Genomic DNA, 9550 nt, shown 5'->3' with positions numbered 1-9550 from the left:
ACGGCAAGCTGCATCCGAAATTCCAGGCCGACGGCACTTCGCGGAAAACCCGCGACGCCATCCTTTCGCACCCCGACACCGTCGCGGGTTTTCCGCGAAGTGCCGTCGGCCTGGAATTTCGGATGCAGCTTGCCGTCGATCACCAGCATCGGCCCCGATTGCGTCGCATAGTCGACGGTCGGGCGCCTCTTCACGAAGTCCCTGGTGGCGCGGACCGCGGCCCTGCCGTCGCGTATGTAGAAAATGCCGTTTGGCTGCAGGGAAAAGTTGCCGCTTCCCGAACCCGTTTTCACCGACGCCATCTCCTGGCCGCGCTCGACATAGAGACCGACCGGCGCGAGGTTCGGGTGATACATGCCGGCATTGATGCCGAACAGCATCGTGCGCCCGATCGCCTGTTGCGCGGCATGCAGATTGTGCAGCGACTGAAACGGCTTGCCCGCCGCATCCTTCCAGAACAGCTCGAGCTGATATCGTTTCGGATCGACCTCGCAAACGAGATAGCTGGTCGCCTCGAAGGTGAAGTCCCGGCATGGCGGCAGCGAGACAACCCACTGGCCGAACGACGCGCCAAGCGCCGCCACCGACGGCAGCGCCCCCTTGGCCATCGCCAGCAACAGTGGCACCGATTGCAGGAGGGTCAAAAAATCCATGTGCGTACCGGAATCGAAGTTCGAGGTCCGGTACGGATATAGCCCGTTTCAAGCGATACTGTGGAACTGCCTCAGACGAGCCATCCCATGGCGACGCTCGACAACAAGACGATGCCGAGCAGGCCGCGATAGATGACGAACGGCCAAGCCGAGAAACGCTCCAGCACGCGCATCAGCCCCCATATGGCGAAGAAGGCGGAGATCGACGCGACGACCAGCCCGACAGCAAGCACCGACCAGCCATGGGCGTCGAGATGGACCTTGTGCAGTTCCCAGAGTTCCTTGAGGCCGGCGAGCGCGATGGCAGGCAGCCCGAGCAGGAACGAGAAGCGCGCCGCTTCGGCCCGCTTGAAACCGAGCCCCAGTGCCGCTGTCAGGGTCGAGCCCGAGCGCGAGACGCCGGGGACAAGCGCGCCGATCTGGGCGATACCGACGAGCAGCGCATCGGTCAGTGACGCATCGCCCATGCTGCGCCGGTGACGGGCGAAGATCTCGGCCAGCGCCAGCAGGATAGCCATGGCGATGCAGGCCCAGCCGATCACCGTCAGGCTACGCAGCGGCGAATTGCAGGCGTTGAGCAGGCCCGACAGCGCAACGCCGGCGATGACGATGGGGATCGTCGCCAGCACGATCCAGAGCGCCAGCTTGAAATGCCGGTCGGCGAAATCGCGTCGCGCCAGAGCGTCGAGCGATCCAAACAGGATATCCCTGACGTCGCTCCAGAAATAGCTGACCACCGCGGCAAGGGCCGCAAGCTGCATGGCGGCGGAGAAGGCGGAGCCAGGATCCTGCCAGCCGAGCACGGCCGGCACGATGCGCATATGGGCAGTCGAGGAAATTGGCAGCAGTTCCGTGATGCCTTGCACCACGCCGAGGAACGCCACCTTGGCGAACCCCAGGCCGACGAAGCCCGTGTCGAGGCCTTGGGTGCAGATATCGGCCAAAATCGAATTCCATGCATGAGAGATCGGAGTTGGGTGGACCGACCCAAGGTCAATCCCGGGCAAGCCTTATCGTCATGGGCCGGATAATCAATTTACGGATTTGTAAGCTGGCACGCCGAGGTGCACGCCGTTCGAAACCGGCCCACCTTGGGGCCGGCTTGAGGCACACAGGGAAAATCGCAAAGCGACTACGGGCAGAGCCAGAGTTTCTGGCATGTCCTGGCGATCACATGCGCCGGCGGCACTTCGGGCTCATCGGTCGAAGGCCGGCGAGCCCGTTCGAGCAGCATGCGCACCTGTTCGGGACGCACACGATCGCGCTCCATCACAAGCAGGACCATCGGATCGCTCAAAAGCTCGTCCAGGGTGCTGATGCTGTCGTTCATCCGTCGTCTCCTCGAATGCCGTACCCGCGACCCTTAAATAGGACGACAAAGATGGCTCGCCAATGACGCTTTGCCGGCTATCTCGTGTCGATTTGGATTAAATTTTGGCCATGCTTGCGCTCTTCCCTTCCCCTGGCGCTGCGCGTCGATCCACCTTCTTCCACAACAAGGGGAGAAGGGAAAAATTAGCCTGGCGGAGGGGCGCCTTCGTATTTCGGCAGGCCGTCATCAAGCACCAGCCAAGGCTGCTTCGAGGCCGTGAAAATATGCATTTGCGGCTTGAAAACCGTGGGATCGTCGAGCGAACCGGTGGTGATGCCGATAATGCCTGCGGAATCACGTCGGGAGAACAGCGTTGTGCCGCAGCTCGGGCAAAAGCCGCGCTTGAGATCCGGTGAAGAGCCTATAGTCGCCAGCGGCCCATCGATCGTCACGTCCTCGATGCGAAACAGCACGCGTGCGTTGAAGGCGGCGCCGATCGCCTTCTGGCAAAGCCGGCAGTGGCAGACGCGTTCGTTGATGGGAGCCGCGTCCGCGCGGTAGCGCACCGCCTTGCACAGGCATCCGCCCTCATATCTTGCCATTGTCTGGATCCACTGGTGGGAGAGAATAGGCGCGCAACGTATCGGCGGGGCCGATTGGGTCAATTGAAAAGCTTTGATGCAATGTCATCGCTTGTGCTGATGCGAGTTGGGATGAAGCCATGACGCCGAAAGCCGTCATGGAGCCACGGAATGCCGGCTGCCCGCCAACAGCCGGCGGTTTTGGCGTTCACTCCATTTCGCCGACGACCTCGTCCCAGGTCTTGACCTTGGTCTGGCCGTTTAGGAACGGCAGCGCGGCGGCCGTCAGCTCCGGGGCGAAGAAGACGTCGTAATGGGTGCGGTTGGGCAGGATCGCCAGTCGGTTCTGCGACAGGTTCTCGCGCATCCAGCCCGCATCTTTCAGACCGCCGCCGAGCATCTGGTAGAACTTGATCTCGTGCTCGGGCTTGTACATATCGCTGTCGCCATAGGCCAGCATGACCGGCATTTTCAGCTTGGCGACATCGGCCGAGTAATCGCGGTGCTGACGCATGAAGCCGCCCAGCGCATCGAGGAGCTTCGGGAACTCCTCCGGATGCGGCGCCACCGCGACGTAGGATTTGTACATCGGCGTGTCCTTCATGAACTCAGCCGCGGCTGCGCTCACCTGTGCCTGCTGCGGACGCATCTCGTCATAGAAGCCGTCCGTGGCGTAGCCGGTCGATACCAGGACGAGGCGGCGCACCGCTTCGGGATGCTGGACGGCCATGCGGAAGGCGACGCCGCCGCCCAGCGAATAGCCCATGACATCGACCTGGCTGTAACCGAGCGCCTTGACGATGGCGGCCATGTCGTCGCCCATCGCCTCCACGGTGAATGGTCGGTCACCCAGCGCGGTGCGGCCGTGACCCTGCAGGTCGACGCCGATGACGGTGCGGTTTTCGGCAAGTTTCGGCAGGATCGGCGCGAACATATCCGTGGTGCCAAGACCACCATGCAGCAGAAGCAGCGGCTCGCCCTTGCCATAGATTGCATAGTAGTAGTTCAGGCCGTTGATCGTCAGAAGGCCGGACTTTTCCGGCTTCGGCAGTGCATTCGTTTCAGTCGTCATGGCAGGTTTTGTCTCCTCTGCATTGGTGATGCCCGGGCAGGCAAGCAGTGCTGCGGCCGAAGCAAAAATGGCGAGAAACAGGATTTTGAACATATCGATCTCCTCTCCTGTCGATATCAAGGCGTTATGCGGATCAAAGCGTTTTGGCGAGTTCTTCGAGCTGGTCGGCGCACTGTCCCCAGCCCTCGTGGAACCCCATCTTCTCATGCTGTTCGCGGTCGGCGACGCTCCAGTGCCTGACCCGAGCGATGTAGCGGGTCTTGCCGTTGCCCTCGTCCTCGAAGGTCAGCGCGACGGTCATGAACGGCTTTTCCGAAGGCTGCCAAGCCTCAGTGTAGGCGTCGGTGAGGACGATCTTCCTGCCGGCAACGACTTCGAGGAAGACACCTGGGTTGGGGAACTCGTTGCCGTCCGGGCTGGCCATGACGACAAGGCTCGAGCCACCGGCGCGCACATCCATCTCCGCGCGCGGCGTCGTCCACGGTTTTGGCGAGAACCAGCGCGTGATCAGTTTCGGATCGGTCCAGCAGCGATAGACGTTCTCGCGCGGCGCATCGATGATGCGGGCGAGAACCAGTTCGCGGTCGTTGGTGGGGGCGATGTCGAGCTTGGTGGTCATGATGGCGTCCTGCGTTTGATCTGGCTTCCGTCCCAAGGACGAGCCGATGAACCGCAAGCCGACATCGGCCAGCGAAAATTTTGCGACACCGTTTCGATTGACCCGAGGCGTCACTCACCTTCGTCATCCACGGGCGGAGCAGGAACGCAGCTCCGTCGCGGAGACCCGAGGATGACGAAGTGATCGATGGGCCAAAGCCTCAGTGGCGCTTGGCTTGCACCAGATAGGCCTCGATCTCGGTCTCGCCGAGCCACTTTGCCGCTTCCAGCCGGTGCAGGCCTTCGACGAGGATGTGGCGCTTGCCGTCATGGCGGACCTGGATCGGCGTCTTCATGCCGTTTTCCAGAATGTCCTCGGCGAGATGGCGGACGGTCTCGGGATGCAGCGTCTTCTTGCGCGCCGTCGGCACGTAGATCTCGTCGACCTTGACCTTTTGCACTCTGAGCATGCCGACCCCCGTGGCGGAAACGCCGCCACCCCTGAGATAGTCCGTTTGATGGAGGTGGCCAAGGGTGCGGCTAACGAATACGAAGTCCGAAGGCCATTCTCGGTTCGAAGATGCCAGGGACAGCAGATCGTTTGCCTGTCGTCGCGCGTTTCGATATTGCGTCTGCGCGATCGTCGAGGGCCACGGAGCAAATCCCCATGAGCAAATCTCTCGTCACCTTTGTCGGCGTCGCTCATCCCTGGATGTGCGATGTGATGGGGCACGTGAATGTGCGTCACTACGCGGCGATGTTCGATGATGCCAGCTTCCAGCTTCTCGGCCATATCGCCGGACAGGACGACAACCAGGCGTCGCAGATCGGATGGGCCGACGTGCGCACCGAAATCGACTATCGGCATGAAACGAAAGCCGGTGCGCTCATCACCATCCGCTCGCATGTCGTGAAGATCGGCCGCACCTCCATCACCTTCGAACAGGTGATGTTGGGCTCGCTCGACGGCATTGTCCGCGCATCGAGCCGGACGACAAGCGTGCGCTTCGACCTTGCCGCGCGCGCCTCGGTCGCTCTGGACGAGCCGATGCGCGACCGCTCTTCGGCCTTCCTGATCGAATAAGCCTGTCTCCGCCCGTCAGCCTATGTAGATGCGGTCCTCGAGGGGCGTGTCGGCAATCAGCGTCTGCAGCCCTGACAGCAGCGCCTTCTCGGCGCGGTTCATCACCTTGTCCGGATTGACCAGCAGGAAGATGTCGATGGCCGGCGGCGCGTCATAGGGCGGCAGCCGCCACAGCATTCCATCCGCCACATCCCGCCGCGCGACGTGCAGCGGCAGCGGCCCAATGCCCAACCCGGCGACGATCATGCGCCGCACCTCTTCCAGGCTCGAGGACACGCCGACGACATCGGCGTTGAGCCGGGCCTCGCTGCGCAACAGCGCGACCGGCCGCAACGCATCCGAGATGTGGTCGGTCTGGAACGATACCGAGGGCTCGCCCCGGAGATCGGTCAGCGTCAGCCCGGTTTGCCCGTAAAGCCTGTGCTGCGGCCCACAGAAGAAGCCGAAGAACTCGCGGTAGACCATCGCATATTCCAGCGCCGGATCGCGCTGGCTGACCAGGCAGATGCCGAAGGAAGCACGCCGCTCCCTCACCTGCTTGGCGACTTCGGTGCTTGCTGCGACTGAAATGGTGATGCTGGCGTGCGGGTAGTTGCTGTGGAACTCGGACAGCGCCTGATCAAAGAGCGGCGAGACGACATGGCTTGCCGTCGCGATCATCACATGGCCGGTAACATCGTCGCTGATGCCGCGCATCAGCAGCGGCAACTGCGATATGGTGCCGAACACCTCGACGCTCTGCTCATAGAGAAGCCGCCCGACCTCGGTCAGTTCGAAGCGCGTCGCGTCGCGCTCGACCAGACGCCGGCCCACCCGGTCCTCCAGTCGCCGCAGAGCATTGCTGACGCTGGGTTGCTTGAGGTTCAGTCGCTCCGCAGCTCGCGTGATGCCCTTCACCTCCGCGATGACGACGAATGTCCGCAGAAGGTTCCAGTCGAGATCCCAGACCAGCCGTTCGGGGCGTGGAAGTGCCATTCCTGATATCTATGCTCTCTATTCCCATTATCTATTTGCGCAATGATACCGCAAAGGCAATCATTGATGACAGGAAAGCGTCTGCACGCCTCCCAAGAACAAACCTTGCGCGCCATCCAGAGGAGAGGAAATCAGATGAACAGAGTATTTTCCGGCATCGCCGTTGCGGCCCTGCTGCTTGCGTCGACCTTCACTGCCGTTTCGGCCAGGGCCGACGACCTCGAAAAGATCAAGGCGGCGGGCGAGCTGAAGATTTCCATGAGCGGTCAGTATCCGCCCTTCAACTTCGTCAACGACCAGAATGAAGTCGTCGGTTTCGACGCCGATATCGGCAAGGCCATCGCCGAGCGCATCGGTGTCAAGGGCACCATCATCACCACGGCCTGGGACGGCATCATTGCCGGCCTGCTCGCCAACAAATACGACACCGTCGTTGGCTCGATGACGATCACGCCTGAGCGTGAAAAGGTGGTCGATTTCGTCGGGCCTTACTACCACGCCGGCCGCGCCGTTTTCGTCAGCGAGCAGTCGAAAGTGCAGAGCCTCGACGACCTCAAGGGCAAGACCATTGGCGTGACGCTGGGCGAGACGCATGAGAAATGGGCGCGCGAAAAGGGCGGCTGGGATATCCGTACCTACAAGGGCCTGCCGGAACTGCTGCTGGAGCTGAGGGCCGGCCGCGTCGACGCGATAGTCGTCGACAACATTCCGGTCATGGTTGCCGTCAAGGAGACGGGCGAGAAGGTCCGCAAGCTCAACACGCCCGATATCGAAGGCGGCGCTGTTGCCATCGGCATCGCCATCCGCAAGGACAATCCGGAGCTCAAGGCTGCGATGCAGAAGGCGCTGGACGACATGCTGGCGGACGGCAGCTACGAAAAGATCTCGATGAAGTGGGTCGGCAGCGACATCCGCTGATCTCTCCTGGCTTCAGGCGAGCAAAGCCGCCTGAAGCCGAGCGTTACTCCTGCTGGACCCTTTCATGGATTTCTCCTTGATGCAGCGCGTCTTCCCGTTCTTCGTGGAGGCCGCCTTGGTGACGATCGAGATCACGGTGTTGGCCCTGATCCTGGGCCTCGCGGCTGCTTCATTGGCCGCGGCCGCCAAGATGTCGAAATCGGCAATCCTGCGGACCATCGGCACGCTCTATGTCAGCCTGTTTCGCGGCACGCCGTGCCTGATCCAGCTCTTCGTGCTCTATTTCGGCGGCCCGCAGATCGGCATCAATCTGGAGCCGTTCGCCGCCGGCGTTATCGGCCTCGGTCTCAACATCGGCGCCTATATGGCGGAATCGATCCGTGGTGCGCTGGTCGCGGTCGACAGGGGCCAGACGGAGGCCGCCCGCACAATAGGCTTCAGCCGTTTCCAGACCTTGCGCAAGGTCGTGCTGCCGCAGGCCGCACGGCTGATGATCCGGCCGCTCGGGGTCAATACGGTTGCTTTGTTGAAGGGATCAGCACTTGTGTCGACCATTTCAGTCGTCGAACTGACCTACACCGCCCAGCGCTTCATCGGCTCCACCTACAAGCCGTTCGAGATATTCGGCGTTGCAGCCCTGCTCTACATGATCATGGTCTACGCGGTTGCGCGGATCGTCGACCTGCTCGACAAACGCTTCGCCATCGTCTGACCGGAGAGCACGATGCAAGGTTTGGATTTCACCGTCGTCGCGCCCTACTGGGACCTTCTGTTGATTGGTGCCTGGTGGACGGCGGTGCTGACGGTCTCGGCGGGCGCACTCAGCTTCGTCGGCGGCATCCTGTTCGCGGTCATCGTGCTCTACGCCCCTAAGATCGTTGCCTATCCCGTGCGCGCGCTCATGTGGGTGTTCATGGGCACGCCGCTGCTGTTGCAGCTGTTCCTGATCTATTTCGGCCTGGTGCAGATCGGCATCGACATTCCTGCCCTTGCCGCCGGCATTGTTGGGCTCGGCCTGCACTTTGCCGTCTACAATGCCGACATCATCCGCGCCGGCATCGTGGCCGTCGATGTCGGCCAGACGGAGGGTGCGCGCAGCATCGGCTTCGGCAAGTGGCAGACGCTGCGCCATGTCGTGATACCGCAAGCCATCCGCAACACGGCACCACCGATCGGCGGTAATCTGATCGCGCTGTTGAAGGAATCCTCGATCGTCTCGGTCATCGGCATCGCCGAGTTGGTCCATTCGGCCCAGCTGGCGATCAGCGAAACGTTCCGCCCGTTCGAGTTCTACATCACCGCAGCGGCGCTTTATTACATTCTCAATCTTGTGCTCGAGGCGGCTTTGCGTCGGTTTGAAAGACATGTGGAGGTTTCCCGATGAGCACGCAGCGGCCAATGGTCGAGGTTCGCGGCGCGCGCAAATCGTTTGGCGCCGTCGAGGTCCTCAAAGGCATAGGCCTGTCGGTCGATCGCGGGCAGATCGTCGCCATCATCGGCCCGAGTGGCTCCGGCAAGAGCACGCTGCTGCGCTCCATCAACCATTTGGAATCCCTGGACTCCGGTGAAGTCTGGCTCGACGGCGTGCAGGTCAACCAGAAGCTGCACGGCCATGCCTTCGAGCGGCACATCAACAAGGTGCGCCAGCAGATGGGCATGGTGTTTCAGCACTTCAATCTGTTCCCGCATCTGACCGTGATCGAGAACATTTCCATGGGACCGATCATCCTAAAAGGCATGACCAAAAGTGACGCGCATGCGCTGGCGCATAGCCTCTTGTCCAAGGTCGGGCTCGCCGACAAGATCGACGCCTACCCCTCGCGGCTTTCGGGCGGCCAGAAGCAGCGTGTGGCCATTGCCCGTGCGCTGGCGATGCAGCCCAAGGTGATGCTGTTCGACGAAGCCACCTCGGCGCTCGATCCGGAACTGGTCGACGAGGTCAACGCGGTGATGAAACAGCTTGCCGCCGAACACATGACCATGCTCATCGTAACGCATGAGATGCGCTTTGCCGGCGAAGTGGCCGACAGGGTGCTGTTCATGGATGGCGGCGTGATCGTCGAGGAAGGCCCGCCCGGCGACATGTTCCGCGCGCCGCAGAAGGACCGCACGCGCAGCTTCCTCAAGAAATATCTTTCCGCCTGAGGATGACCATGACCAGCCCAAACACGGAATTCCCCGATTTCGGACTGACGCCGGAGCAGCGCCGCCACGCGGTGCGCGGCCACTATTACGAGTGGCCAGGCATGGATGGCGAGCGCGGCGAGATCTGGTGCTACAGCGACCGGTTTTCCTATCGCGCCGGCGAAACGGTGGCTTTGCATGTCAGTTCGACAGCTGCGACGTTCGGCATCACAA

13 protein-coding genes and 1 pseudogene are annotated in these 9550 nt (G+C 61.9%); 6 read left to right on the top strand and 8 right to left on the bottom strand.

Going from position 1 to position 9550, the window contains the following annotated elements:
• The 7 genes from EN914_RS12390 to EN914_RS12360 all read right to left on the bottom strand — a co-directional run.
• Window positions 1-653 (bottom strand): phosphodiester glycosidase family protein (locus EN914_RS12390; protein ID WP_127389097.1); only part of this gene is annotated, 653 nt, incomplete at its 3' end.
• Between the two features lie 71 nt (window positions 654-724).
• Window positions 725-1597, bottom strand: coding sequence for an undecaprenyl-diphosphate phosphatase (locus tag EN914_RS12385; protein ID WP_013532086.1), 873 nt, complete (start codon window positions 1595-1597; stop codon window positions 725-727).
• Between the two features lie 188 nt (window positions 1598-1785).
• The gene (locus EN914_RS12380) at window positions 1786-1983 is read right to left on the bottom strand and encodes a hypothetical protein (RefSeq protein ID WP_013532087.1); all 198 of its coding nucleotides are present in this window, start codon (window positions 1981-1983) and stop codon (window positions 1786-1788) included.
• Between the two features lie 185 nt (window positions 1984-2168).
• On the bottom strand, window positions 2169-2567 hold the full coding sequence (locus tag EN914_RS12375; protein ID WP_013532088.1) for a GFA family protein: 399 nt from the start codon (window positions 2565-2567) through the stop codon (window positions 2169-2171).
• A gap of 187 nt (window positions 2568-2754) precedes the next feature.
• Window positions 2755-3711 carry an alpha/beta fold hydrolase gene (locus EN914_RS12370; protein ID WP_024504357.1) on the bottom strand — a complete coding sequence of 319 codons (957 nt, stop codon included), beginning with the start codon at window positions 3709-3711 and terminating at the stop codon, window positions 2755-2757.
• A gap of 40 nt (window positions 3712-3751) precedes the next feature.
• On the bottom strand, window positions 3752-4237 hold the full coding sequence (locus EN914_RS12365) for an SRPBCC family protein (RefSeq protein WP_024504356.1): 486 nt from the start codon (window positions 4235-4237) through the stop codon (window positions 3752-3754).
• A 199-nt stretch (window positions 4238-4436) separates the two neighbouring features.
• Window positions 4437-4685, bottom strand: a complete 249-nt coding sequence (locus EN914_RS12360) for a ParB N-terminal domain-containing protein (protein WP_013532091.1) — start codon at window positions 4683-4685, stop codon at window positions 4437-4439.
• Window positions 4686-4882: 197 nt separating this feature from the next.
• On the opposite strand from EN914_RS12360, the gene EN914_RS12355 reads away from it, so the two are divergent.
• On the top strand, window positions 4883-5299 hold the full coding sequence (locus EN914_RS12355; protein WP_024504355.1) for a thioesterase family protein: 417 nt from the start codon (window positions 4883-4885) through the stop codon (window positions 5297-5299).
• Between the two features lie 15 nt (window positions 5300-5314).
• Here the strand turns inward: EN914_RS12355 and EN914_RS12350 are convergent, their stop codons facing one another.
• Complete coding sequence (locus EN914_RS12350) at window positions 5315-6274, bottom strand: LysR family transcriptional regulator (protein ID WP_013532093.1); 960 nt, start codon at window positions 6272-6274, stop codon at window positions 5315-5317.
• Between the two features lie 135 nt (window positions 6275-6409).
• On the opposite strand from EN914_RS12350, the gene EN914_RS12345 reads away from it, so the two are divergent.
• The 5 genes and pseudogenes from EN914_RS12345 to EN914_RS12325 all read left to right on the top strand — a co-directional run.
• Complete coding sequence (locus EN914_RS12345; RefSeq protein WP_024504354.1) at window positions 6410-7192, top strand: ABC transporter substrate-binding protein; 783 nt, start codon at window positions 6410-6412, stop codon at window positions 7190-7192.
• Between the two features lie 64 nt (window positions 7193-7256).
• Window positions 7257-7904, top strand: a complete 648-nt coding sequence (locus tag EN914_RS12340) for an amino acid ABC transporter permease (RefSeq protein WP_024504353.1) — start codon at window positions 7257-7259, stop codon at window positions 7902-7904.
• Between the two features lie 12 nt (window positions 7905-7916).
• Window positions 7917-8576 (top strand): amino acid ABC transporter permease, encoded by a 660-nt coding sequence (locus EN914_RS12335; protein ID WP_013532096.1) that lies wholly within the window; start codon window positions 7917-7919, stop codon window positions 8574-8576.
• Window positions 8573-9337 (top strand): amino acid ABC transporter ATP-binding protein, encoded by a 765-nt coding sequence (locus tag EN914_RS12330; RefSeq protein ID WP_013532097.1) that lies wholly within the window; start codon window positions 8573-8575, stop codon window positions 9335-9337. Before EN914_RS12335 ends, EN914_RS12330 begins: the two co-directional genes overlap by 4 nt.
• 8 nt (window positions 9338-9345) lie before the next feature.
• Window positions 9346-9550: pseudogene (locus EN914_RS12325) on the top strand (hypothetical protein); the annotation flags it as partial.

The organism is Mesorhizobium sp. M7A.F.Ca.CA.001.08.2.1, from assembly GCF_003998455.1.
GTDB lineage: Bacteria > Pseudomonadota > Alphaproteobacteria > Rhizobiales > Rhizobiaceae > Mesorhizobium > Mesorhizobium ciceri.
This window is presented reverse-complemented; position numbering and strand designations above follow the sequence as displayed.